This window comes from Variovorax sp. 278MFTsu5.1 (assembly GCF_048305045.1).
Lineage (GTDB): Bacteria > Pseudomonadota > Gammaproteobacteria > Burkholderiales > Burkholderiaceae_C > Variovorax > Variovorax guangxiensis.
The window spans coordinates 277,637-300,912 of record NZ_CP157623.1 but is presented as its reverse complement, the minus strand read 5'-3'; the positions used below and the strand labels follow the sequence as shown (position 1 = coordinate 300,912).

Below are 23,276 nucleotides of genomic sequence, written 5' to 3'. Positions count from 1 at the left end.
GGCCGCGTCGCTATTCCTCCGTTGCCCAACACACCGGCCGCAGATCCGCCAGGGGAAGCAGGCTGTGCTGGCCATCACCGAAGCGAACCTCGCCAACGTTGCCATCCTGGGCCTTGAGGCGCAGGGCTCCGCGTCGCCCGTCGTGCTCCACCACCAGGACCGTGTGTCCACCGCTGACCACCTTGGTTGCCGCGCGCATGTCCACCGACGCTGTCGTCGGCCCAGGGGATCTTCTTGGCGCTGGAGGCGGAAGCCCAGCAGCCATCGCTTCAAGGACGGCCCGGCTGATGGGCTCACCTTCCGCCAGAAGTGTCTGAACCGCCTCAGGCCGGTCGCGCGCGACCCCTACCAGCCGATACAGCAACCGCACATCTCCGCCGATGCGTCCCTCCTGCACCGCTCGGCGCAGGTCCTGCGGTGCCTCGCAGAGCTTTGCAACCTCGGTGATGAAAGAGCGCGGCTTGCCCAGCCGGCGTGCGATCTCTGCGCGCGAATGCCCTTCCCTCTCCCGCTCCATGATGAAGATGGACAGATCGAACGGCGACATGTCCTCGCGATGCAGGTTCTCGGATGCCTGGGCGAATGGATCGACGCGCTCGTCCAAGAAAGCTGGAATGACGCTCAGGCCGGCCCGGCGTGCGGCACGCACCCTGCGCTCCCCTCGATTGACGATGTAGCAGCTCGCCTGCCCCGGCTGCGATCGAAGAGATACCGGCTCCAGCACGCCGTGCAGTCGAATCGACTCGGCAAGCTCCGCAAGCCCCTCATCCCGCACGGCACGACGCGGTTGGGCAGGATCGAACTCGATGCTGTCCAGCATCACCTGCAGCGGCGCGCCCGCCGCGGTGTGGACGGCAGCCGCCTGCGCCAGCAGGTCGGTCGCCCTGAACTTGCACAGCGCACTCAGATCCAGGCTACTGCCCACATTCACCTCCCGTCCCCGCCCTCACGACTTCGCCATCCCCCTCGACGCGCTGCTGCAGCAACTCGAACGCCTGCATCACCTCGGTGCTCGCCGCGCGGGCCGCGCTCTTCGGCAACCGCCACACCGGGAGCCCCTCGGCCAGCGATTCCGGAATCGCCGACCGGATCGAGATGCGAGCAGGAATGACGAACTCGCGGAAGTTCAAGGCCAGCTCCTGCATCGCAGATTTCTGCCGCAGCGAATGCGGGTTGAAGCGGTTCAGCACGATGCCAGCCAGCCGCAGCCGCGGGTTGTAGCGCTGCCTGACGCCGAAGATCGTCTTGAGCATGTCAGTGACGCCGTCGATGCTGTATTCCTCCAGCTCGATCGGACAGACTGCGGCTGTCGCTGCGATCAGTGCCGCGCTCATGCGCAAACCGAGCGCCGGCGGTGTGTCGATCACGACCGTGTCGAAGTCCCGCGCCAAGCAGATCACTTGCCTGCGGAATGCGGGAATCACCACCTCCGGCTTCGCGAGTTCGACATCGGCCAGTTGCTTGCCGCCTGCCACCGTCGCGATGGCTTGCCCGCTGGGCATCTCGACCGAGGTCTCTGCCTCCCCGAACAAAGCGATCGCCCCGGTGCCGGTTGCGAACCGGCGCAGTGACTTCGAGCTGTTGGCCTGCGCATCGAGATCGATCAGGCACACGGATTGACGACGGATCTCGGCCAACCAGTATGCGTACAGAACGGCCAGTGTCGACTTGCCGACGCCGCCCTTCTGATTGCCGAAGACGACCACATGGCCCATGCCTTGTTCCTCGCGACTCGTGCCCGCGCTGGGGTCGATCGCGCGAATCTAGCGCCCGGAATCGCTGCACCGCCACTGATAAAAGAGTCAGTCGACACGCGCGCAGTCACGGGTAGACAGTGCGGCCATGCACGCAACGAATGCTCACCGCATAGGCATGACACTGGAAGGCGGACGAGCCGCCTGCCTCTTGCTGAGCGCCTTCGCGGGACAGGTTGCCTTCGCAAGCGACCTGTCCGCGCAGTCCCGCCCCGCCTCGGCGCAAGTGATCGCTGCGGCCGGACAGGAAACTCGCGACCAGGAACGCATCGACATTCTTCGCCAGGAGCTGAAGAAATCAGAGGAGCAGCTTGAAAGCCTCGCCCGCCGCAGGGCAGAGCGCCTGGCCTTGTCCGACATGCAGGCCGTCCGCGAGGCCGACGAACAGCATGCCCGTCTGCTCGGTGACATCGCGGCCCTCCAGCGAGAGACAGCCTCGGCACTCCGCGATGCCGGGCGTGCGTTCCCGACGAACCCCATCGTCGCCCCAGGCAGGCATCGCGCGATCGCGGGCTGGACCGAAGCACCACGCCCCTGGTGGGATGTCTACGGCAACGGCCAAGGCAGCAAGCGCCCTGTGATGCCCGCTGAGGCCGCCGCGCCGGAACAGGACGCCCGAGTCGTCCCTGTTCTTTCCCTCCCATCCGCCGGAACAACACCATGACCGCCTACCTGATCCACAGGGCGAAACCCCTCACCTGGTCCGGGAGCACCGCCGCGCCGGAACACCCAAGCCCCGTGCATGCAAGGGATCGCCGTCCGGGCCGCGCCGCGCTGCTCGTGGTTGCGGTGCTCGCAGCGAGTCTCCCTGCGATCGCCTTCGGAGGCAGTCCCTTCGCCACCGGCGCGAACGCCACGCAGCAGCAACTGGTGGCGATCCTGACGCCGCTGGCAGCGGTCGCCGTGATGGTTTCCGGGGCGATGGCCTGGTTCGGACGCCTGAGCTGGTGGTGGATGGTCGCCGTGGTGATCGGCACCGTGCTGGTTTTCGGGGGGCCGCAGATCGTGTCCTGGATCCGGGGCCTGTTCGGGGTCTGAGGAGATCGACCATGAGCCGCAGCCAAGGCATCGTCGCCGACCCGCTGTTCGTGGGGATGACCCGGCCCCCGATGGTCTGTGGTGTGACCTACGCGGCCATGATGTTCAACATCCTCGTCACGACCGAATCCTTCATCGTGACAACGAATCTTGCCTGGCTCCTGGCCTTCGTGCCGATCCACGGGATGCTCTACCTGGTGTGCCTGTACGAGCCCAGGTTCTTCGATCTGCTGCACCTGTGGGGGCGCACGCGCCTGCCGGCGATGCTGGTTGGCAACCTGCGGTTCTGGCGTGCCAGCTCCTACAGCCCGCTGGGCGTGGATCTTCCGGACCACCGCGGCCGCCGGCGCTCAAGCTGTGCCGACGTCGTCGTCTAGGCGTCCAGTCCAGGGTGTACGCCATGCCACTGCTCTCCCGATCCGAGAAGACCCTGCGCCGCGAGGTCCGAGCGGCAGCCATGATCCCGCTCGTGGTCCATGTGGAGGAGCATGTGGCCCGGACAAGTGCGGGCGACTACGTCCAGACCTTGCGGCTGGCCGGCGCCTCCTTCGAGAGCGCGGACGACGAGGACATCAACAACTGGCACGAACGGCTCAACGTCCTGCTGCGCAACATCGCCTCACCCAACCTGGCGCTGTGGACCCACGTGATCCGGCGCCGCGAGACGACCTGCCCGCAGGGCCGGACGGTGCCCGGTTTCGCCCGCGAGGTGGAACAGCGCTACCGCCAGAAGATGGCCCGCGAGCGGCTCATGGTCAACGAGCTGTACCTGTCGCTGGTCTTCCGGCCGCAACCCACGCACATCGGCAACGCTGCGCTGCGCGTTCTCAGGCGCACGGATCCGGCAGGCGCACGAATGGAACTCGACGATGCTCTCGATGCCTGCGGCAAGCTGCGCCAGGAACTGCTTGCAGCCCTGGAGCGCTATGACCCCGAGGTACTGGGCATCTACCGGTTGCCGGAGAAAGACGCGTTTTTTTCCTCACTGCTTGAGTTCCACGGCCTGTTGGTCAACGGGGAGTGGCAGCGCATGCCCTTGCCTCGCGCCGCACTGAATGAAGTCCTGGCCACCACCCGCCCCTTCTTCGGCAACGAGGCCATGGAGTACCGCATGGACACGCGCACCCGCACCGGCGCTTTCCTGGGAATCAAGGAATATCCGACGCCCACCGCGCCCGGGATGTTGAGCGCCCTGCTGACAGCCCCTTTCCCGTTCGTCCTGACCCAGAGTTTCACCTTCCTCGCCAAGGGCACCGCCACCGACATGATGAGCCGGCAGCACCACCGCATGGCGGCCGCGGGGGATTTGGCGGTCTCGCAGGCCGAAGAACTCGAGGATGCACTCGACGATCTGATGAGCAACCGGTTCGTGGTGGGCGACCACCATTTCAGCCTCCATGTGCTGTCCAACAGCGACGACATGCTCGGCGAATCAGCACCGACCCACAGGCTGAAGCAGCTCAACGACAGCGTGGCGCGGGCCCGTTACCTGCTCGGCGACACCGGCATGGTGGTGGCCAGGGAGGACCTGGCGCTGGAGGCGGCCTTCTGGGCCCAGTTGCCGGGAAATTTCACCTACCGCAGCCGCAAGGCTCCCATCACCAGCCGCAACTTCGCGGCCATGTCGCCCTTCCACAATTTCCCCACCGGCCGCGCGACAGGCAACTACTGGGGCGACGCGCTGACCGTGTTCATGACCAGGGCCGGCTCTCCCTACTATTTTTCGCTGCACACCAGCGATCCGCGCAGTCCGGAAGGCGGCAGCCGGCGGGACGTCGGGCACATCACGGCCCTGGGGCCGATCGGCTCCGGCCGAACCACCCTGCTGGGCTTTTGCATGGTCGCCATCTGCAACCGCCTCGATGCCACCCAGATCATCTTCGACAAGGACGAGGGACTGCATATCCTCGTGCGGGCGCTCGGCGGCCAGTATCTGCCGCTGAAGAACGGTGCGCCCACCGGCTGCAATCCGCTTCAGCTGGACGACACCGTCCCCGACAACCTCGAGTTCATGCGGCACTGGCTCAGGCGCCTTGTCATGCGCTCGCCGCACGATCTCCTGACGGTGCGCCAGGAGGATGACCTCGAGCAGGCCCTGCGCGGGACTCTCGAGCTTGCCAGGCCCTTCAGACGGCTGTCCCGGCTCGCGGCCTTCCTCGACATCACGGACCCGGAAGGCGTGCACGCGCGCCTTCGCAAGTGGTGTGCCTCGGAGCGCGGGGACTACGCCTGGGTCTTCGACAACGACCGCGACGAGGTGGCGTCCCTGCTGGCTCGTCACGCCCTGATCGGCTTCGACGTGACCGATTTCCTCGACAACGAGACAGTCCGGGCACCACTGACCATGTACCTCTTCCATCTGGTCCATCAAATGGTGGACGGTCGTCCCCTGGTGTGCTGGATGGACGAGTTCGCCAAGCTCCTCGGCGACCCGGCCTTCGCGCAGTTCGCCAAGAACGGGCTGGAGACCTGGCGCAAGAAGAACGCGAACATCGCCACCTTCACCCAGAGCACCAGCCACGTACTCGGGTCCAGCATCGCCCGGACCATTGTCGAGCAGACGCCGACCAAGATCCTGTTTCCCAACCCGGATGCCGACTACGACGAATACACCCGTGGTTTCAACCTGACGGACCGCGAGTTCGCGCTCATCAAGCAGGAGCTCGAGCCCGGCTCACGCCAATTCCTGATCAAGCAGAACCATGCGAGCGTGGTCGCACAGCTCGATCTGCGAGGCTTCGACGAAGCCTTACACGTCATCTCCGGACGCACCGGCAACGTCCGTCTCATGCGCGAGCTCATCGAAAGGCACGGCCCCCATTCCGATCAATGGCTACCTCCTTTCCGCGCGGCCCTGGCCGGCAACCCTGCAAGTTCAACCCCGCCCCGGGAGGTCTCCCATGCGTAGGCGTCTTCTCCTTGCTCTTCTTTTTGCCGCAACAGCATTCATGGCATCTCCGGGGGCGAAAGCCGGCATCCCGGTGATCGACGTCACGGCCGTCGCCAACCTGATGCAGCAGATCATGTACTGGCAGCAGCAGATCTCCTCCATGCAGAAACAGTACGACCAGCTGAAGGCTTCAAAGGATCAACTGGCCCAGACCTACGGCGCCATGACGGGCACACGAGGCATGGAGCAGTTGCTGCCGATCCCGGAGCTCGCGCGCAACTACCTGCCGCCCAGCTACGGCGAGCTGATGAGCACACTCAACGGCTCGACGACCGGCTATGCCGGGCTGGCGAACCACGTGCAGTCGATCATGAGAGCGAACAGCGTCCTCTCCGGAACGCAGATGAACGCGCTCAGCCCCGAACTGCGCCAAATCGTCGAGCAAGGTCGACAGTCCGCAGCCCTGCTCAACGGGATGACCCAAAGCGCGTATCAAAACACCAGCCAGCGCTTCTCGGCATTGCAGCAACTGATCAACCGCATCGCCACCGCGCAGGACCCCAAGGCCATCCAGGATCTTCAGGCGCGGATCCAGGCCGAACAAAGCATGCTCACCAATGAGCAGACGAAGCTGCAGAGCCTCTATCAGGTCGCTCAATCGGAAGAGCTCATGCGCAAACAGCGCATCCGGGAGCAGTCCGCCTCGGACATCGGCTCCACGAGGTCTCTTTCCACCGTCACCTACTAGTACTGCAGGGCCGATCCATGCGGAAACCAAACTCACTCCTCGTTGCGATCATCGTGGCTACAACGGCAGGAATCGGGGCGTATCAATTCGTTCGACACCGGTCTCCGGAGACGGCACCGCCAGCACACGCAGGGCCAGCCATTTTCCGAGCGCCATCATCGAAACCGTTTGATGGCGACCTGATCAGACGAAAGTCAGAAGGAATCAGCAACACGCGCGAGCTGAAGCCGGTCCTCGTACCAGAGGCTGTTGCTCAGTAGTGAGATTGATCATGGGCTTCTTTGCGCAATTCTTCTCGTGGCTCGACGGCCAGCTTGCTAACTACGTTGGTTTGCACTCGACGCGGGTCGCGTCCGCCATCGAGCCTGCGGCCGTGACGCTTGCGACCATCTACGTGATGATCTGGGGCTGCCTCAGCCTCGCCGGGCGAATCCAAGAGCCCATCTGGGAGGGCGTCAAACGCATCCTCACCATCGCAATCGTTCTGGGCGTAGGCCTTCGTTTGTGGACCTACAACCAGGTCATCACGGATACGTTCTATCGCGCGCCCGAGCAGCTGGCGGCATCTGCCGTTGGGGCGCCAACCGTCGTGAATGTGATTGATCAGGTCTGGCTTGACGGAGCGTCAGTTGCCGAGCAGCTTCTCAATAAAGGGAGCGTGTTTGATCGCGACTTCGCGTTCTACATCGCAGGCTTCCTGGTCTATCTGCTGGTCGGCCTGACTGTGGTCGTCACGGCATTCATGCTCGGTCTCTCGAAGGTGGCCGTTGCGGTCCTGCTCGCCCTGGGTCCGATCTTCATTGTCCTGCTCTTCTTTGACGCCACCCGGCGATTCTTCGAATCCTGGACCGCTCAGTTGGCGAACTACGCGCTCGTCGGCGTGCTCACTGTACTTGCCGCCGCGTTGCTTCTCAACATTGTGAAAGCCTACGCGGCCAGTGCCGCGGCAGCAGGTGCCGGAATCACCATCGCAGCCAGTGCGCGAGTCTGCATCGCCTCAGCGTTGGTCTTCCTGGTGATGCGCCAAGTCATGCCGATCGCGGCCGGGCTTGCGAGCGGTGTCGCGCTGAGTACCTACGGGGTCATCAGCGGCGCGCTTCAATGGGGGCTCGGCACCACGAAGCGAACCAGCAACGAATTCGGCCGTGGCGTACTCGACGGCCTGCGGCGAGAACCAGGCGGACGATGGGATTCACTGCGCCGCCTGGCGGGGAATCGCGCCGGCGCTGGCATCGCTTCCGTCGGTCAGATCGGAGCATCGCGCCGCGGCGGAACTGTTGTTCCCAGGGAGCGAGTCATGCCGGGCTCACTTCGCGGTCGCTAGCCGTGGAGCACGCAATGAAGCCCTCCTTCGCATTTGTCCTGTTGACCGTACTCCTGACGGCATGTGGCACCCACCCACCACGGCCGCCGCAATGCGAAGGCCCGCTCACGCCGATCAACGCGCCCGTCGGTGCGCTTCGCTCGGGAGCCGCCAATGTCCCATGACACCGCGCCGCGGACCTACCTGCTCGAGGCCCAGAGCTGGGAACTGGATCGCGCGCGTCGAGCAGAGCGCTCTATCAGAGTCGCCTGGATCGTTGCCGCCGTGGCGGCTGTCATCGCAGTCCTCGCGGTCGTTGCCGTCGGGGGCCTCACGCCCCTGAAGCAACCCGTCCCCGTTCTGATCCGAGTCGACAGCAGCAGCGGGATCGTCGACATCGTTCCGACCTACGAAGGAACAGCCGACATCGAGCCGTTGGTGACCCGCAACCTCCTGCAGAACTATGTGCTCGCGCGCGAGCGCTACTTCTCCGGCACCGCGGAGGCGGACTACGAACTGGTCGCCTCCCAGAACTCGCCGCGACTGAACCAGGAATGGGCGAACCTGTGGGCCGTCGACAACCCGGTCTCACCACTGAACGTCTACAAGGATGGGACCTCCATTCGCACGCAAGTTCGCTCGATCACCTTCCTGAAGCTGGACAGCGGCAAGGACCGCCTGGCGCAGGTACGCTTCACCCGCCTCATGCGGCCGGGCGGCACGGGGGAAGAGCAGTCCAGTCACTGGGTTTCCACGATCGAGTTCGCCTATGTACGCCCGTCGAAGGACAACAAGACGCGCTCGCTCAATCCCTTGGGCTTCCGTGTCGTGGAGTACCGACGCGAGCCCGAGGTCACCGCAACGGACGTGGCATCCGGCAGGCAGGATGGACGATGACGCCCCAAGGCGCACAGCGCGCGATCGGCTTTGCGGTGAGCCTGGTGTTCGCCGCGCCCTTCGTCACGGCTGCCACCGTACCTCCGGCCGGGAAGGTCGACGCACGGGTGCGGGTGGTCGCCTACAACGCCAACGATGTCGTCACACTGCAGGGCTACGTCGGCTACCAGATCCACCTGCAGTTCGCTGAGGGCGAGGAGTTCGTGAACCTGGGCTCGGGCGACAACGGCGCCTTCGACGTCGGCACCGAGCGCAATCACTTCTTCATCAAGCCCAAGGAGTCGCACGCCTCCACCAACTTCACCGTGCTGACCAACCGTCGGGTTTACCACTTCGACTACGCCGTCTCCACGACGGCGCCCGCCGGCGCGGCCACCAGGCGGATGATCTATTCGGTGCGCTTCGTCTATCCGGAAGACGACGCACGCGCGGCGGCAGCGGCTCGGGAACGTCGCCGCGCCGAGACCCGCTTGGAACGGGAGGCGGCCGACCGGCCGCGCAACACGGACTACTGGTTTTGCGGCAGCGATTCGCTCAGGCCTGTGAGCGTCTATGACGACGGCGTGCACACCCGGCTGCGCTTCCAGGCGCGCTCGGAATTCCCGGCGCTCTTCGTTCAGAACGACGACGGATCCGAATCGCTGCTGAACTTCCATGTCGAAGAAGACGAGGTCGTCGTCCACCGCGTCGCGCGTCGCCTGGTGGCGCGCCGGGGCATGCTGGTCGGCTGCATCGTCAATCGATCCTTCGCCGGCGGTGGCGCACGCGCGCCGAATCACACCACCGCCCCCAGCGTACAGCGTGTCATCACGGGAGACGGTCCATGACCGATCCAGAACGCTTCCCCCACAACGCCCGGATCGAGCCTTCGAAGGAATCCACAGTGCCTGATGTCGACCCGGACACCGGGGAGATCCTGTCATCGCGACGTGCCTCGAGTTCACAGCGCGAGCCTTCTTCTTCAACCGAAGGAAATGCGGCGATCCCAGGCGAGCGCACCATCCCCTCGGTCAATCGCGAGCGCTCCATCCAATCCCGGGTCAGCGGATCCCTGGCGCTGGCCACAATCATCCTTCTGGGTGCTGGATTCCTTTTCTGGTACTACAGCACGCAGTACGCCAGAACAAAGGATGCCGAAGAGACCGCGCAAAAGGCGAGCGCGGCCCGCGCTGACGGAGAGATGAAAGTTCCGCCGCTGGGCCGCTTGGCCCTTCCCGCGTCGCCGCCAGGCCCGGCACCGGTGGCCGTCAACCCGCCCGCACCACCCTCGGCAACACCTCCCAACGCGGGACCACCACCAAAGACGCCCGAGCAGATCGCTCTGGAGCGCCAATTGAGCCTCCCTGTGCTGCGACGCGCCCAGTCGCTATCGCAAGCAGCAGCCCTGCCACCTCAGGCATCGGCAGAGCCGGCGATGGCGTCCAGCGGCGTTCCGGGGATGGCGCAGTTGATCGGGGCGTTGCAGGCGTCCCAGGCCGTCTCGGCAGCGCCCGGGAGCGGCGGTCTCGCCACCAGCCTTCGCTCCACCTCCACCCCGGCGGTTGCAGCCCAGATGCTTCCCACGCGGCGAATGCTGCTGCCCAGGGGGGCTTTCATCGATTGCACCCTGGAAACAGCCATCGACTCGACCTACGAAGGCATGACGACCTGCATCGGCAGCAGCGACATCTACGGTGCGGACGGGACGGTCGTCCTGCTGGAGCGCGGCACGAAGTACGTCGGCGAGCAGCGTGGCGTTCCGCGCCAGGGACAGGGCCGCGTCTTCGTCGTGTGGAACGAAGCCCGCACGCCTGCTGGCGTGGTGGTTCAGTTGGCCTCACCTGGCACGGATGAGCTGGGACGCAACGGCCTCCCGGGATTCGTCGACACCCATTTCTGGGATCGTTTCGGTGCTGCGATCCTGATCTCGGTGATCGACGGCACGATGCAGGCCATCACCGCCCACCAGCAGCGCGGTCCCCGTCTCGGCAGTGGCAGCGGCGTGGTGCTGGCGCCTCAGGGCAACCGGGACGTCATCACGGAGGTGCTGCGCAACACCATCGCAATCCCGCCCACGGTTATCAAGAACCAGGGCGAGCGGATCCAGATCCTGGTCGCCCGCGACGTGGACTTCAGGAGCGTCTATGCGCTTCGAGCGGCCCCCACCACACCTTGACCGGGAGTGCGGCGACGCCGCACAAAACGGGCACGCGACGCGTGATTCCGCGCCGACCGCGGCATCCGCGGAGACGCCCTCATCCCTCGCCCTCTTCCTGGGCCCGCTCGACCGGCTCCTTGGCGATCCCCAAGTCACCGAGATCTGCATCAACGAGCCCGGTGTGGCCTTCGTGGAACGACAGTCGGGCTGGACCCGCGAGGCACTGCCGTTCGCCAGCTTCGACTGGTGCATGGCCATCGCCAAGCTTGTGGCCAACTTCACCCGGCAGCGTGTCTCGGCGAACGAGCCCCTGTTGTCTGCAACCCTGCCAGGTGGTGAGCGAATCCAGGTCGTGCTGCCGCCCGCAACGCTGGAGCGGACCGTTTCGATCACTGTGCGCCGTCCGTCCAACGCCCTCTGGACGCTCGAAGACCTGGAGGGCATGCAGATCTTCGCGCCGACACGCTGCATTCCCGCGACGCTGGAGAGGCAATCGGACGTCACAGCCCGATCTGTCGAAGACAGGGAGCTGGCGGCCCTTCTCGTGCGCATGCAGTTCGCATCGTTCCTGCGCCGCGCCGTCCAGCTGCGCAAGAACATCCTCCTGTCCGGCGCAACCGGCTCGGGCAAGACGACCGTCAGCAAGGCTCTGATTCTCGAGGTGCCTGCCGAGGACCGCCTCATCACCATCGAGGATGTCAAGGAGCTTTCGCTGCGCAACCAGCCGAACCATGTGAGGCTCTTCTATTCGCAGGGCGCCCAGGGGCAGGCCGAAGTCACGCCCGGCCAGTTGCTGGCCAGCGCAAAGCGGCAGCGCCCCGACCGGGTGTTCGTGTCCGAGTTGCGTACGGGCGAGGAGGTCTACGACTACCTGGTGTCAGTGAACACCGGCCACCCGGGTTCCATCACCAGCGTGCACGCGGACAGCGCCGAACTGGCCTTCGTGGCGCTGGCGCAGCTCATGAAGCGCAGCCAGGCGGGCCATGGCATGAGCACCCGCGAAGGTGTAGAGCTGGCGCAGATGAGCGTGGACATCGTCGTGCAATGCGCGAGAGACCGGCAGGACGGCCGCCAGCGGCGCATCGTGCGGGAGATCTGGTATGACCCTGGCACCAAGCTCCGAGCGTTGGCCTAGTCCGTTCAGGATTGCGGTCGCGCTGCTGGTTGCGGCAGCGGTCGGCCTGTATGTCTCGGCCCATGTCTTTCTGATGGCTTTGGGACTGCCGACACAGGAAGCCTCGTTGCTCACGCTTCACCGCTACTGGAGAGCCCACGGCGAGCGGCCCGATGTGCGGCGTACGCTGATCATGGCGCTGGCTGGCTCTCAGGCACTGGCGCTGGGCCTGGTGGGCGTGGCGATGTGCCCCAAGCGCCGGCCCTTGCACGGGAATGCGCGCTTCGCCACCCGGCGCGAGATCGGACAGGCGGGCCTTCTCAAGGAGAACGGCATCATTCTCGGGCGTCTGGGGCATCGCTACCTGGTCCTGCCCGGCCAGCAGGGCGTCGAACTCGAGGCGCCACCGCGCAGCGGCAAAGGCGTCGGCGTCGTCATTCCCAACCTGTTGAACTGGCCAGGCTCCGCCATCGTGAGCGACATCAAGGGCGAGAATTTCATGCGCACGGCGGGTTTTCGAGCCGCGCACGGCCAGCAGGTGCATCTGTTCGACCCCCTGTCGGAACGCGAGTGCTCGGCGCGCTGGAATCCACTCGGCTATGTGTCCGAATCGCCCTACCGCTGCATCGATGACTTGCAGCGCATCGGGACGATGCTTTTTCCCGACCCGTTGGCCGGCGATCCGTTCTGGACCTCGTCGGCCCGCTCCTTGTTCCTGGGCATCGCCCTCTATCTCTTCGAGACCGAGGGCGCGACTCGGACCCTGGGCGAGGTGCTGCGCCAAGGGATGGCCAGCGATGCCGAGGGCTTCCAGAAGCACTGGAAGCGCGTGATCGAGGTATGCGAGCGTGCCGGCTACCCCTTGTCGCAGGAGGCGGTGCGAAGCCTCTACGACGTCATCGACCTGGCACCGACCACAGCATCCAGCATCCGCAAGACCTTCACCAGCCGTCTGGACCTGTGGCTCAACCCGATGATCGATGCCGCGACCTCGGCCAACGACTTCGATCTGCGGGATCTGCGCAAGCGAGCGATCTCGATCTACGTGCAGATCAATCCCGACAACATGGCCCGGCTGCAGCCTCTGCTCAATCTCTTCTTCCAGCAGGCCATCGGCTTGCAGACACGGGAACTCCCCGAGGCCAACCCAGAGCTTCGTCTGCAGCTCTTGCTGATGCTCGATGAGTTCCCCGCCCTCGGTCGCATTCCCGTCATCGCCGAATCCACGGCTTTCCTGCCCGGCTACAACGTGCGCACCGTCGTCATCGTGCAGTCCGGCTCGCAGCTGATCGAGAAATACGGCAGCGAGGGCGCGAAGTCGATCCGCAAGATGCTGGCCGCGCGCATCGTGTTCCCGCCCAAGGAATACGAGGATGCGGAAGCGATCTCGCGCGAACTGGGGACATGTACCGTTCGCCAGAAGACCGTGAGCAGGCCGATGTGGGGCGGCACGCACGGTCCAGGCAGGGCGTCGACGGTCAGCATCAGCGAACAGGCACGTCGCCTGCTCCTGCCCCAGGAGGTCAAGGAGCTGGGACCGGATCGGATGATCCTGTTCTACGAAGGCCTGCGCCCGGTGCTCGCGCGCCGCATCTTCTATTTCCGCGACAGGTTCTTTGCCGCGCGCGAACTGCCACCGCCATCGGTCCCGAAGCTGGACGTGGGCCGACACGGCCAGCTCGCCACACCCTCCTGCACAGCCACGGCCGATGCCGAACAGGGAACAACCGACAGGCGTGGCCAACCCTTTACCAGCCACACATCAGGTGGCGAGCTGAATCTGGACGACTTCTCCTTCGACTTCGGAGATGTGGTGATCCCCGCCGAGCAGCTCAGCGACGGGGAACTCCGGCGCCACGCCGACGAGTTCATGGCGCGAATCCTGGACTGACGGACAACCTCACGCTCGCATGGCTGCGCCCGCCGGGAACAACTTCTATGCCCAGAGATCCCTCCCCCGAAAAGTCCCCGACGGACATCGAGGACACCGTCTCACAAGGCTTTGCCGGTGAAGCCCAGGGTGACAAGCCTGCTGCGAGCCACGGCCGTCCCAGACTGCCCGATGCCATCGAGCGTCTCTACCTGCATATCGGCGATCGCTACTTCTTCCCCGACCGCACCCTGGCCTTCATCGACGACGGCGATCGCATCCGCGTGCGGACCGAGAACCGCGCCGTGCTGCAGGGGGTCGTGGCGATTGCCCAAGCGCGCGGCTGGCAGGTGCTCAGGATCAAGGGCACGGAGTCCTTTCGGCAAGGCATGTGGCGCGAAGCCACCCTGCGCGGCATCGAGGTCCAGGGCTACACGCCAACCGCGGCCGAAGTACTTCAGGTCCAACGTGCTCTGAAGAGCCCACAGCCCCCGCAGGAGACCGAACGAAAGCCAACCCCGCCGGCAGCGACGACGCACGAAAATGGCGCCTCTTCAAGGCAACAGATCCAGGGCATCCTGCTGGCAGCCGCGCCGGCGCCGTACCGGTTCGATCCGAGCGAGCGGATGTCCTTCTACGTGCAGCTTCGTACGGAGGACGGCGACCGCACCATCTGGGGATCCGACCTCGAACGCGCCCTTGCTGAATCGGTTTCGCAACCGCACATGGGCGACCAGATTGTGCTCACGCAGCAAGGCACCCATCCGGTCAACGTTCGCGTGGCGACCCGCAACACGGAAGGCGAAACGATCGGCGAGCAGAAGATCGTCGTGCAACGTATCCGGTGGCGTATTGAAACGCCGGATCACATCCAGGCGATGGAACGGTTCATCCACCAAGTGCGCACCGGAGCGCTTCAGCCCGACGCGGCGGCGCCCGAACGACCGGAACTGCGCACGGCGACCCAATGCCTCAGGCTGGCCGAGCAGTACGCCGACCGCCTGACCACAGATCAGGCTGGACAGCAGCGACTGATGCAGCTGATCCGCGAGCGGCTGTCCGATGCATTGGCACAGGGTCGCTCCATTCACCTTCCGAAGCGACGTCCTCGTCATGCGGCGCAACATGTCCGTCTGCATCCGACGCGCGATCACGGGGAGCCGAACCATGAGCGTGTCTAGGCTCTGCGCGAGCGCGCCACTGAAATTCGCGGCCATCGTCGCAAGCTTCACCTGTGTCGCGCCCTCAACGGGGCTTGCGCAACTCGCAACACCTGCCCCGCCCCTCACGCAGACCGTGCCCTACACGGCAGCCTTCACTCCCGGCTCGGCCTTGCCACTCGTGCTGGACACCATACGAAACGCCCGCTCGACACTCCTGGTTGCGGCCTACGGCTTCACCAGCCGCCCCGTGGCCATCGCCCTGCGCGACGCACAACGCCGAGGTGTCCGGGTGTTCGTGGTGATCGATGCCGACGAGGCTGCCAAGGCCTACTCCGCTGCCCGCTTCCTGACCAATGGACGGGTACCGATCCGCACGAATGCGCGCTACGCGCAACAGCACAACAAGTTCATCGTTGCGGATGGAACCATCGTGCAGACCGGCAGCTTCAACTACACCTCCTCGGCTGCACAACGCAACGCCGAAAATGTGCTGGTGGTGCGCAACGCACCGGCACTCGCCGCACAGTACGGCGCCGAATGGCAAAAGCTGTGGGACGAAGGCATCGACCTGCGCCCTGGGTACTGACACGTGCCAGCGTCCCCAGCCCGCTCTCTCCATGGCACGAAACCCAGCAGCGCGCGCCCGAACGACCCTTCCGGCGGCAATATCCCCTTGGTCGGTCTCGGCCGGCTCTCTCGAAGCACTCAAGTGGATAGGCCTTGCGCTCATGACAGGCGACCACATCAACAAGTACCTGCTGCATGGAGCGATCCCGGCGCTCTATGCACTCGGACGCATGGCGATGCCGCTCTTCGGCTTCGTGCTCATGGCCCATCTGGCGCACCCCGCCTCTCTGGCGATCGGCGTGCATGTGCGTACCATGAAACGACTGGCGGTCTTCGCGTTGCTGGCCACACCGCCCTTCGTTCAACTGGTGGGCTGGTGGCCCTTGAATATCTTGGCCACACTCCTGCTGGCCGTGCTGATCGTCTGGCTGCTCGAACGTGGCGGACGGCTCCGCCGATGCACCGCAGCGATCGTCTTTCTCTTCGGCGGCTCGATCGTCGAGTTCTGGTGGCCAGCACTGCTTTACTGTCTAGGCGCCTGGGCCTTCGTGCGCAGCCCGGGACGTCTTCGGCTTCTGCTGTGGATTCTGGCGACGGCCTCGCTCGTCATCATCAATGGCAACTTCGCGGCCTTGGCCGCGTTACCTCTGATCTGGGGGGCGGGTCAGATCGACATTTCGGTCCCACGCAGCCGATGGATCTTCTATGTTCTCTATCCACTGCACCTCCTGCTGATCGCGATCGTGCAACGACGGGCGTGAAATTTCCTGGGGACGGGGCTGGGTCTGGATCGAAAAGCTCGCGCGGCCCGCTCGAGCGAGCGCTTTCGCTCTCTATTCCTTTTCTCCAGGTACGCCTTGGGATACGCCAGACCGCCCAAGGCCCCGTGAAATGCAAATCTCGAGTCGCACATTTCCACAGAACTTCTTAAGTTCATCGCACGATTCGGCGGCGGGGAAATGGGCGCAGGCTACGACCGGATATCTTTCCAGCCGCGTCTGCGTTGCGTTTATCTATCGGTCACTCAACGAGAGCGATGCCCGCTTCGCAGCGAGAGTAGCCCTTGGGTTATGCTCGCGAACTACCGTAGCCGGGCAGAAGTTGACGTTCGGCCCGACCTTCTGATTCGAGCTCGAGTGCTTCATTTGGCTTCCTGGCCCTTGCCGGTCGCACTCCGCGTAGACCGGCCCTGCGCTGCACCATGCCTCACACAACAGGGACTGTTCCCCCGTCGATAACGTACTCGACCCCCGTGATGGAGGCGGCACGCTGTGACACTAGGAATCCGACCAGGTCTGCGACTTCCTGAGGTTTGGCAGGACGCCCAAGCGGTATGCCGCCAAGGGAGTTCATGAGGGAGCGGCGTGCACCCTCGTAGTCTGTCCCGTTCTCCGAGGCGATCCTCTCGACAAGACTCACCGCAGCTTCGGTCTCCACCCAACCGGGTGCCACGCGCACCACGCGCACCCCCTTTGGACTGACCTCCTTGGACAGGCTCTTGCTGTACGTCGACAGGCCGGCCTTCGCGGCCGCGTAGGCGGTGGTCGCCTCCGGCAATGGCATCTGCCGCTGGATGGAGGTGATATGAACGATGACGCCAACACCGCGGGCAAGCATGCCTGGCAGCAGGGCTCGGTCAATGCGCACGGCAGCATAGAGGTTCATGGCGAGGGCCTTTTGCCATTCGTCGTCATCGAGCGCGGCAAAGCCGCCGGCCGGTGCCGAAGAGCCGCCCGCCACATGGACCACGACGTCCACGCCGCCGAGCTGTTCCTCGACGGCGCGCACAACGTCGTCGCAGCCAGTTGCAGTGGACAGGTCTGCGCCCACAAAGGCCGCTTTCCCAAGGTTTGCAGGCGCGGAGCGGGCTGCGGTCAACACCGTGGCTCCAGCCTGGCTCAGTTGCGCGACCACGGCGGCTCCAATTCCTTTGGTACCGCCCGTAACGAGCACCCTGCGGCCCTCGAGGTCGACAGGTGTACGGATTTCAAGAAAGTCGATGAGGCCGTCCTTGAGGCCAAAGACGTGCATCAATTCGACTCGGTTGCCGGGGAAGTTGCCTTCGAGATGCGCCAGCAGTTTGAACGTGTCGCCTACCCGCGAGAGGCCGAGTGGCGTCAGCCGATACTGGTACCTGGCTTCAGCTGCCGTCTTCCAGCCCTTGATTGCGTCCAGGCCGCGGAGGGTCTCGCCCTCGTCTCGAACAATGGCATCCGCGTGGAAATATTCGTTGAGCGAGACCCCGTCGTCTACTCCACAAGATTCAAGGTAGCGGGCGATAGCGGAAGGAGCTTGGACTTTCATGGAAATCGGTGAGCAAGTTGCAATGCACGGATGCTCGGCTTACGCTCACCTCATGACAAGTACGCACCAAAAAGTTAGTGCTCGGCCCGCCGCGGAGCGCAAGGCCTACACGCCGCTCACTGCCGCCATCGACGTCGAGGCTTGCTTCAGCCTTCTGGAGGGGCGCTGGAAGCTCGTCATCTTGTTCCACCTCTTTGGTGGGAAGGTGCTGCGGTTCTCGGACCTGGAGAAATGCATCACCGGTATCTCCCAGAAAATGCTCTCCCAGCAATTGCGACAGCTTGAGGCGGACGGCATCGTTGAACGCACCGTCCACTCGCAAGTGCCACCCCGGGTCGACTATCGGATGACGGCCTGGGGGCAACAGCTGTGCCCGGCATTGGACAGCATGCTGAAATGGGCTGAACTACGGGAGCAGTACAGCGTTGAATAGGATGTCAAGCGGCCGCCGAAGCGGGAGCCGTTTGGAACTCCAAGCTCGGCATTCGGCCAAAAGCGGGCGGTCGGTGACCGTCTTCACAGAGAATCGACACAGAGGCTTTTGAAACCTGCAGAGCTGCCCAATAACGTCTGAGCCTTGCGTGTAGGAACGGCTGTTTATTGGGGCGCCGCATAACATCCAGTGCTTTCACATCCACGTCGGAGGGGCAGTCTAATGAACAGTCTTATTCAGACCATTGCGGTGGCTGCCTGCGCGGTGGCCCGCCGTGCAGCGGTTGTCTTTGCCACCGGTGCGGCGGCGGCGTGCATGCTCTCTCTGGCTCCTTCATCCGCGCTGGCTCAGCAACTTAAGATCGGCTACGTGGACTTCGAGCGCGCGATGCTCCTGTCGCTCCCCGCCAGGGCTATGCAGGACAAGCTGGCTGCCGAAATCCGCCCTCGACAGAAGCAACTGGATGAGTTGGAAGCTCACCTCAAGGCCGTGGCCGACCAACTGGATAAGGATGGACCCACGCTGTCCGAACACGATATCGGTCGCAGACGGCGCGAACTGTTCGATCAGGAACGCGACCTCAGGCGAAAGCTCCTTGAATTCAATGAAGAGGTGGCTCAGCGCCGCAACGAGCAGAAGTCCGAGCTATGGGACCTGACACACCGTGCGATCCGGCAGATCTTCAAGCAGGAAAAGTACGACCTGATACTGCAGGATGCCGTTATGGCTGCGCCAACGGTGGACATCACTAACGAGGTGATCAAAGCGCTCGCGACTGCTGCCCCTGCGACGCAGTGACAGGCACTCACGACGAACATCACCCATTTTGAGAGAACTTTGTGAGCTTGACGATTGATAACAGGCTCTTTATCAGCGGGCTGGTGCCGACAGCTCGATGAGTGGCTGCTTAGGGCCCCCATCGGTCATCGGGCTGCTTCTTAGTGGTCATCGCGCCCCGCTCGAATGCGGTCAAAGCTGGATGCAGCGTTCGTCTTGAGCTGCCGCTGCCCGCGGTGGTAGAACGTCAGGCCATCGATGACGAAGCTAAGCACGCGGTGACCCACTTCAAGCGCGTGAGCCCGCGGCGCCACGTGCCCGATCTAAAGCGGCACGTGCAGGCAACATGCCCGCAACGTGCAGCGCCTGCCGCGCAGATGGCGTTAGCCCATGGGCCCCAATGCCGACCTCGTTCGCAAGTGTGCTCCGCATAGCTTGCGAAAAGATGGCACAGTGCGTCGCCGTCAAAGACCCAGTTCGGTCAGACCCGGGTGGTCGTCCGGACGGCGGCCGAGCGGCCAGTGGAACTTGCGTTCCTCGGCCTTGATGGGCTTGTCGTTGATGCTGGCATGGCGGTCGGTCATCAGGCCGTTCTCGTCGAACTCCCAGTTCTCGTTGCCGTGGCTGCGGAACCAGTTGCCGGCGTCGTCGTGCCATTCATAAACAAAGCGCACCGCGATGCGGTTGCCGGTATAGGCCCAGAGCTCCTTGATCAGGCGGTAGTCAAGCTCTCGTGCCCACTTGCGCTCCAGCAGCGCCTTGGCCTCGGCACGGCCCTGCGGGAACTCGGCCCGGTTGCGCCAGTTAGTGTCAGGACTGTAGGCCAACACGATCTTGGCCGGATCACGGCTGTTCCAGCCGTCTTCCGCTAGGCGAACCTTCTGGATCGCAGTTTCGAGGGTGAAAGGGGGCAGGGGGGGACGGGTTTCCATGGCAATTCCTTTATCAATCAAGGGTCTGTCGTGAGCCGCAGACCTGCGGCAGGTAGACAACTCTGTCTACACGGGCGCATTCTGGCGCAAGTAGACAAGTCTGTCTATAGTCGACCCATGAATAAAGTTGTCAGCATCAGCAACAGTGACCTACCGGCTAGAGAACGCATCCTGCGCACCGCGCACGACCTCTTCTACGCCGAAGGCCTTCGAGCCACCGGGATCGACCGCGTCATCGCCGAGGCGGGCGTGACCAAGGTGACCTTCTACAGGCACTTTCCGAGCAAGAACGACCTCATCCTGACGTACCTGAACCTTCGCCACGAACGGTGGATGAAGTGGTTCACTGAGGCATTGGAGCGCCACGGCGGCGCGTCAAAAGGCGCTCAGGCGCTCCCGCCAGTGATGAAGGAATGGTTCCGTGGCAGGGCGCTCGGCGATTTCCGAGGTTGCGCCTTCCTCAATGGCGTCAGCGAGATGGGACCCACGATGCCTGCTGTCGTCCAAGCCACCCGCCAGCACAAGCAGCAGATGACCGACGTCATCGAAGCGTTGCTGCCGCAGTCGAGTCAGCGAAAGCGGACGGCCGAGGCCCTGGCCAGCGCCGTGGATGGCGCCATCGTGCAGGCCCAGTACAGCGGTGATCCGGCACCCGCTCTGCGAGCCCTCCAATTCATTGCTGACAAGGTGACCAACAAAGCCTGAGTGCCGTTGAGGAAAGGTCTGCAAAGCCTCGCGTCAGTCCGGCGGCGAGAGGCGTAAGCGAAGAGGACGATGCTGGGCATGGACAGATCACGCTTGGCCTTGAGCCGCTGTCCAAGAAGACCCGCAAGGAGTGGGAGCAAGATCAATCTTGCTCACCCGCAAACAATCCTGGACAGCTGTACAAACGCCAAGGCGGCTGCAGACTGGTAAGCATCCCTTCGACGTAACAGGGCGGCTGTGCGCGGGTTGGGCGCCGGGGAGATCGCGATGTTGCAAAGATCCGGATGCTGCTCGCCAATGGCTTCGGGAAGAATCGTGACCACATGGCTACGCCTGACGACCTCAAGCAGGGCGCTGATGGTGTTGGCCTCTATGGCGATGGATGGCGATATGGCCTGAGACCTCAAATACTCGTCCACGTGGGCGCGCGTTGCGAAATCAGGACTCAGCACCCCAAGCCGTTCAACCGACAACATCTGAGGCGTGACGGCCTCTCCCAGAGCGGCGAAGCGGTGGCCGCGGCCAACAACAACGCTCAGGCGCTCCACCAGAACAGTCTCGCACTCAATGTTGTCCACAGGTGGCGAGACATGAAACGCGATGCCCAGGTCCACCTCGTCGGCCGCAACCGCTGCAGCAATGGTGTCGAGAGACATCTCCTTCAGCCGAATAACGATCCCGGGATACTTGACATGAAAGGCCGTCACCAAGGGGCCGACCAGGTAGGCGGTGAAGGTCGGCGTCGTCGCCAGACGCAGTTCGCCGCGCTGGAGATCCTGCACGTCATGGATGGCCCGTCGAGCAGCAGCCAATTCATACAGCGCCCGGCGCGCATGTTCAATGTAGACGCTGCCCGCGTCTGTCACCTTCACGGTCCTGCCGCTGCGGTCTAGAAGCGCCACACCCAGCGTCTCCTCCAGTTGGATGATCTGCTGCGACAGGGTTGGCTGGGAGACATGAAGGGCCTCCGCGGCGCGCGTGAAATTTCCGTGTTCAGCAACGGCAAGTAGATAGCGAATATGACGAAGCTGCATGCCCAGCCTTTCCGGTGGTGAGAGTGCTATTGGTGGTTCCTATCGGGTCCATCCGAAACCGGTCTTGGACCGGCCGGAGGAAACGATTGAAGATGAACTCCTCGCAACAACACGGTAGTTAACATGAAACCGTTCATCAAAGGCGCGATGAAGTTTCAGGCCGATGTCTTCCCCAAGATGTCGAGCCTGTTCAAGACACTGGCGACTAGCCAGAACCCCAGTGCCCTCTTCATCACCTGCTCCGACAGCCGCGTCATTCCGGAGTTGCTGACCCAACAACAGCCTGGCGATGTCTTTGTGATCCGCAACGCCGGCAACATTGTTCCGTCCTACAGCTCAGAACCTGGCGGCGTCACCGCCAGCGTCGAGTATGCGGTCGGTGTGCTGGGTGTGACCGACATTGTGGTCTGTGGTCATAGCGACTGCGGCGCCATGACGGCCATCGCCAAGCATACCTGTCTGGATCACCTTCCCGCGGTAGCAGGCTGGTTGCGCCATGCCGACGCCGCCAAGGCGGTGAACGAGGCGCATACCCATGACACGCCGATAGCAAAGGTCAGCTCCATGGTGTATGCCAATGTGGTGGCCCAGCTGGCCAACATACGGACCCACCCGACCGTTGCGCTTGCGCTCGAACAGGGCCGGCTCAGTCTGCATGGCTGGGTCTACGACATTGAATCCGGTGACGTCAAAGCTCTCGATGGCAAGCACGGCATTTTTGTCAGCCTTGCCAAGCATCCCGACACCGTCGCTTCCGAGCCCCACCCGCAGCTGAAAGCGGCCTGACTCTCCCTCCCCTCTGAAAGGAAAACTGCAATGCTTCATTCCAATGTGACCCAAGATTCTCGCGTCGAATTGACCTCCCGCGTGCTTGCCGCAAAAGCAAGCAAAGACATCAGCTTCGGTGAATTGGCAGAAGGCACCGGCCTTCGGGTGGCCTATGTCACCGCCGCACTGCTGGGGCAGCACGCCCTGCCGCAGCACGCCGCAGAGTTGGTCTGCAGCCGACTTGGCCTGGACGCTGCCGATGCCAAAGAACTGCGGGCGATTCCCTTGCGCGGCAGCATCCCCGGCGGAGTGCCGACCGACCCCACCGTCTACCGCTTCTACGAGATGGTCCAGATCTACGGCACCACGCTCAAGGCGCTCGTTCACGAGCAGTTCGGTGACGGCATCATCAGCGCCATCAACTTCAAGCTCGACATCAAGAAGGTAGAGGATCCCGAAGGCGGCTCACGAGCGGTGATCACACTGGATGGGAAGTTCCTGCCCAACAAACCTTTCTAAGGCTCCATCGGTCTTTCCCACATGAATGAAGGGCGCCACGATGAATACGGACGAAAACGAACTCATGCTTGCGTGGAGCAAGCCACTGGTGACGGCGCGGCGCCTCACCCTTCACCAGATCCCCGAGGGGTGGCTGGCGAGTCTGGACGGCTTCCCGATGTCGTACGGGGAAACGCCGCGCGTAGCGGTGACGTGGACCTTCATCATGAGTCACAAATCGGCCTATGAGTGATCGCGGTCGTCGGTCTGATCTTGTGTTTCGTGATCGGACCGGTGGGCGGGCAGCGTGCCCCCTGCATCCATTTCGGCGGGCACCTTCCAAG

General features: G+C 63.8%; 25 protein-coding genes. 20 read left to right on the top strand and 5 right to left on the bottom strand.

From position 1 onward, the window contains the following. Positions 1-10 precede the first annotated feature (10 nt). Positions 11-925, bottom strand: a complete 915-nt coding sequence (locus ABL844_RS33565; RefSeq protein WP_418132022.1) for a ParB/RepB/Spo0J family partition protein — start codon at positions 923-925, stop codon at positions 11-13. Then, positions 915-1,715 (bottom strand): ParA family protein, encoded by an 801-nt coding sequence (locus tag ABL844_RS33560; protein ID WP_418132021.1) that lies wholly within the window; start codon positions 1,713-1,715, stop codon positions 915-917. The genes ABL844_RS33565 and ABL844_RS33560 overlap by 11 nt, the downstream gene beginning before the upstream one ends. Before the next feature lie 157 nt (positions 1,716-1,872). Between ABL844_RS33560 and ABL844_RS33555 the strand changes: the two genes are divergently transcribed. From ABL844_RS33555 to ABL844_RS33490, 14 genes are all read left to right on the top strand, one after another. Next, complete coding sequence (locus tag ABL844_RS33555; RefSeq protein WP_418132020.1) at positions 1,873-2,418, top strand: hypothetical protein; 546 nt, start codon at positions 1,873-1,875, stop codon at positions 2,416-2,418. After that, a complete protein-coding gene (locus ABL844_RS33550) occupies positions 2,415-2,792 on the top strand; it encodes a TrbC/VirB2 family protein (protein WP_418132019.1) in 378 nt (125 codons plus the stop codon). The genes ABL844_RS33555 and ABL844_RS33550 overlap by 4 nt, the downstream gene beginning before the upstream one ends. Before the next feature lie 11 nt (positions 2,793-2,803). Next, positions 2,804-3,169, top strand: a complete 366-nt coding sequence (locus ABL844_RS33545) for a type IV secretion system protein VirB3 (protein WP_418132018.1) — start codon at positions 2,804-2,806, stop codon at positions 3,167-3,169. A gap of 23 nt (positions 3,170-3,192) precedes the next feature. Next, positions 3,193-5,700, top strand: a complete 2,508-nt coding sequence (locus tag ABL844_RS33540) for a VirB4 family type IV secretion/conjugal transfer ATPase (RefSeq protein WP_418132017.1) — start codon at positions 3,193-3,195, stop codon at positions 5,698-5,700. Further along, the gene (gene virB5 / locus ABL844_RS33535) at positions 5,693-6,430 is read left to right on the top strand and encodes a P-type DNA transfer protein VirB5 (RefSeq protein WP_418132016.1); all 738 of its coding nucleotides are present in this window, start codon (positions 5,693-5,695) and stop codon (positions 6,428-6,430) included. The genes ABL844_RS33540 and virB5 overlap by 8 nt, the downstream gene beginning before the upstream one ends. Positions 6,431-6,701: 271 nt before the next feature. Beyond that, positions 6,702-7,754 (top strand): type IV secretion system protein, encoded by a 1,053-nt coding sequence (locus ABL844_RS33530; protein WP_418132015.1) that lies wholly within the window; start codon positions 6,702-6,704, stop codon positions 7,752-7,754. 153 nt (positions 7,755-7,907) lie between these two features. Further along, complete coding sequence (locus ABL844_RS33525) at positions 7,908-8,630, top strand: virB8 family protein (RefSeq protein WP_418125957.1); 723 nt, start codon at positions 7,908-7,910, stop codon at positions 8,628-8,630. Beyond that, positions 8,627-9,457, top strand: coding sequence for a TrbG/VirB9 family P-type conjugative transfer protein (locus tag ABL844_RS33520; protein WP_418132014.1), 831 nt, complete (start codon positions 8,627-8,629; stop codon positions 9,455-9,457). Before ABL844_RS33525 ends, ABL844_RS33520 begins: the two co-directional genes overlap by 4 nt. After that, complete coding sequence (virB10, locus tag ABL844_RS33515; RefSeq protein WP_418132013.1) at positions 9,454-10,785, top strand: type IV secretion system protein VirB10; 1,332 nt, start codon at positions 9,454-9,456, stop codon at positions 10,783-10,785. Before ABL844_RS33520 ends, virB10 begins: the two co-directional genes overlap by 4 nt. After that, a complete protein-coding gene (gene virB11, locus ABL844_RS33510; protein ID WP_418132012.1) occupies positions 10,754-11,902 on the top strand; it encodes a P-type DNA transfer ATPase VirB11 in 1,149 nt (382 codons plus the stop codon). The genes virB10 and virB11 overlap by 32 nt, the downstream gene beginning before the upstream one ends. After that, the gene (locus ABL844_RS33505; protein ID WP_418132011.1) at positions 11,868-13,772 is read left to right on the top strand and encodes a type IV secretory system conjugative DNA transfer family protein; all 1,905 of its coding nucleotides are present in this window, start codon (positions 11,868-11,870) and stop codon (positions 13,770-13,772) included. The genes virB11 and ABL844_RS33505 overlap by 35 nt, the downstream gene beginning before the upstream one ends. 47 nt (positions 13,773-13,819) lie before the next feature. Continuing rightward, positions 13,820-14,932, top strand: a complete 1,113-nt coding sequence (locus ABL844_RS33500; RefSeq protein ID WP_418132010.1) for an LPD7 domain-containing protein — start codon at positions 13,820-13,822, stop codon at positions 14,930-14,932. Continuing rightward, complete coding sequence (locus ABL844_RS33495; RefSeq protein WP_418132009.1) at positions 14,919-15,500, top strand: phospholipase D family protein; 582 nt, start codon at positions 14,919-14,921, stop codon at positions 15,498-15,500. Before ABL844_RS33500 ends, ABL844_RS33495 begins: the two co-directional genes overlap by 14 nt. A 142-nt stretch (positions 15,501-15,642) precedes the next feature. Continuing rightward, positions 15,643-16,242, top strand: coding sequence for a TraX family protein (locus tag ABL844_RS33490; RefSeq protein ID WP_418132008.1), 600 nt, complete (start codon positions 15,643-15,645; stop codon positions 16,240-16,242). A gap of 445 nt (positions 16,243-16,687) precedes the next feature. On the opposite strand, the gene ABL844_RS33485 is transcribed toward ABL844_RS33490, so the two are convergent. Then, positions 16,688-17,512: an SDR family oxidoreductase gene (locus ABL844_RS33485; protein WP_418126547.1), complete on the bottom strand. Its 825-nt coding sequence runs from the start codon at positions 17,510-17,512 to the stop codon at positions 16,688-16,690. 325 nt (positions 17,513-17,837) lie between these two features. On the opposite strand from ABL844_RS33485, the gene ABL844_RS33480 reads away from it, so the two are divergent. Both ABL844_RS33480 and ABL844_RS33475 read left to right on the top strand, forming a co-directional pair. Continuing rightward, positions 17,838-18,218 (top strand): winged helix-turn-helix transcriptional regulator, encoded by a 381-nt coding sequence (locus ABL844_RS33480; RefSeq protein ID WP_418126545.1) that lies wholly within the window; start codon positions 17,838-17,840, stop codon positions 18,216-18,218. 222 nt (positions 18,219-18,440) lie between these two features. After that, positions 18,441-19,016 (top strand): OmpH family outer membrane protein, encoded by a 576-nt coding sequence (locus tag ABL844_RS33475; protein ID WP_418132007.1) that lies wholly within the window; start codon positions 18,441-18,443, stop codon positions 19,014-19,016. Between the two features lie 443 nt (positions 19,017-19,459). Here the strand turns inward: ABL844_RS33475 and ABL844_RS33470 are convergent, their stop codons facing one another. Continuing rightward, positions 19,460-19,927 (bottom strand): DUF1348 family protein, encoded by a 468-nt coding sequence (locus ABL844_RS33470; RefSeq protein ID WP_418125943.1) that lies wholly within the window; start codon positions 19,925-19,927, stop codon positions 19,460-19,462. A gap of 117 nt (positions 19,928-20,044) precedes the next feature. On the opposite strand from ABL844_RS33470, the gene ABL844_RS33465 reads away from it, so the two are divergent. Then, positions 20,045-20,632, top strand: a complete 588-nt coding sequence (locus ABL844_RS33465; RefSeq protein ID WP_418132006.1) for a TetR/AcrR family transcriptional regulator — start codon at positions 20,045-20,047, stop codon at positions 20,630-20,632. 152 nt (positions 20,633-20,784) lie between these two features. Here ABL844_RS33465 and cynR read toward each other — a convergent pair whose 3' ends face one another. Next, positions 20,785-21,666, bottom strand: coding sequence for a transcriptional regulator CynR (gene cynR / locus ABL844_RS33460; RefSeq protein WP_418132005.1), 882 nt, complete (start codon positions 21,664-21,666; stop codon positions 20,785-20,787). A gap of 123 nt (positions 21,667-21,789) precedes the next feature. On the opposite strand from cynR, the gene ABL844_RS33455 reads away from it, so the two are divergent. From ABL844_RS33455 to ABL844_RS33445, 3 genes are read left to right on the top strand one after another with little or no spacing between them, the layout of a single operon-like run. Further along, positions 21,790-22,452, top strand: a complete 663-nt coding sequence (locus tag ABL844_RS33455; RefSeq protein ID WP_418132004.1) for a carbonic anhydrase — start codon at positions 21,790-21,792, stop codon at positions 22,450-22,452. 30 nt (positions 22,453-22,482) lie between these two features. Next, on the top strand, positions 22,483-22,953 hold the full coding sequence (gene cynS, locus ABL844_RS33450; RefSeq protein WP_418132003.1) for a cyanase: 471 nt from the start codon (positions 22,483-22,485) through the stop codon (positions 22,951-22,953). A gap of 40 nt (positions 22,954-22,993) precedes the next feature. Continuing rightward, complete coding sequence (locus ABL844_RS33445; RefSeq protein WP_418125938.1) at positions 22,994-23,185, top strand: hypothetical protein; 192 nt, start codon at positions 22,994-22,996, stop codon at positions 23,183-23,185. Positions 23,186-23,276 lie beyond the last annotated feature (91 nt).

Coding starts and splice junctions, on each gene's coding strand:
- ABL844_RS33560 (WP_418132021.1), bottom strand. CDS start 1,715: ATGGGCCATGTGGTCGTCTTCGGCAATCAGAAGGGCGGCGTCGGCAAG.
- ABL844_RS33555 (WP_418132020.1), top strand. CDS start 1,873: ATGACACTGGAAGGCGGACGAGCCGCCTGCCTCTTGCTGAGCGCCTTC.
- ABL844_RS33550 (WP_418132019.1), top strand. CDS start 2,415: ATGACCGCCTACCTGATCCACAGGGCGAAACCCCTCACCTGGTCCGGG.
- ABL844_RS33545 (WP_418132018.1), top strand. CDS start 2,804: ATGAGCCGCAGCCAAGGCATCGTCGCCGACCCGCTGTTCGTGGGGATG.
- ABL844_RS33540 (WP_418132017.1), top strand. CDS start 3,193: ATGCCACTGCTCTCCCGATCCGAGAAGACCCTGCGCCGCGAGGTCCGA.
- virB5 (WP_418132016.1), top strand. CDS start 5,693: ATGCGTAGGCGTCTTCTCCTTGCTCTTCTTTTTGCCGCAACAGCATTC.
- ABL844_RS33530 (WP_418132015.1), top strand. CDS start 6,702: ATGGGCTTCTTTGCGCAATTCTTCTCGTGGCTCGACGGCCAGCTTGCT.
- ABL844_RS33525 (WP_418125957.1), top strand. CDS start 7,908: ATGTCCCATGACACCGCGCCGCGGACCTACCTGCTCGAGGCCCAGAGC.
- ABL844_RS33520 (WP_418132014.1), top strand. CDS start 8,627: ATGACGCCCCAAGGCGCACAGCGCGCGATCGGCTTTGCGGTGAGCCTG.
- virB10 (WP_418132013.1), top strand. CDS start 9,454: ATGACCGATCCAGAACGCTTCCCCCACAACGCCCGGATCGAGCCTTCG.
- virB11 (WP_418132012.1), top strand. CDS start 10,754: ATGCGCTTCGAGCGGCCCCCACCACACCTTGACCGGGAGTGCGGCGAC.
- ABL844_RS33505 (WP_418132011.1), top strand. CDS start 11,868: ATGACCCTGGCACCAAGCTCCGAGCGTTGGCCTAGTCCGTTCAGGATT.
- ABL844_RS33500 (WP_418132010.1), top strand. CDS start 13,820: ATGCCCAGAGATCCCTCCCCCGAAAAGTCCCCGACGGACATCGAGGAC.
- ABL844_RS33495 (WP_418132009.1), top strand. CDS start 14,919: ATGAGCGTGTCTAGGCTCTGCGCGAGCGCGCCACTGAAATTCGCGGCC.
- ABL844_RS33490 (WP_418132008.1), top strand. CDS start 15,643: ATGACAGGCGACCACATCAACAAGTACCTGCTGCATGGAGCGATCCCG.
- ABL844_RS33485 (WP_418126547.1), bottom strand. CDS start 17,512: ATGCACGTCTTTGGCCTCAAGGACGGCCTCATCGACTTTCTTGAAATC.
- ABL844_RS33480 (WP_418126545.1), top strand. CDS start 17,838: ATGACAAGTACGCACCAAAAAGTTAGTGCTCGGCCCGCCGCGGAGCGC.
- ABL844_RS33475 (WP_418132007.1), top strand. CDS start 18,441: ATGAACAGTCTTATTCAGACCATTGCGGTGGCTGCCTGCGCGGTGGCC.
- ABL844_RS33470 (WP_418125943.1), bottom strand. CDS start 19,927: ATGGAAACCCGTCCCCCCCTGCCCCCTTTCACCCTCGAAACTGCGATC.
- ABL844_RS33465 (WP_418132006.1), top strand. CDS start 20,045: ATGAATAAAGTTGTCAGCATCAGCAACAGTGACCTACCGGCTAGAGAA.
- cynR (WP_418132005.1), bottom strand. CDS start 21,666: ATGCAGCTTCGTCATATTCGCTATCTACTTGCCGTTGCTGAACACGGA.
- ABL844_RS33455 (WP_418132004.1), top strand. CDS start 21,790: ATGAAACCGTTCATCAAAGGCGCGATGAAGTTTCAGGCCGATGTCTTC.
- cynS (WP_418132003.1), top strand. CDS start 22,483: ATGCTTCATTCCAATGTGACCCAAGATTCTCGCGTCGAATTGACCTCC.
- ABL844_RS33445 (WP_418125938.1), top strand. CDS start 22,994: ATGAATACGGACGAAAACGAACTCATGCTTGCGTGGAGCAAGCCACTG.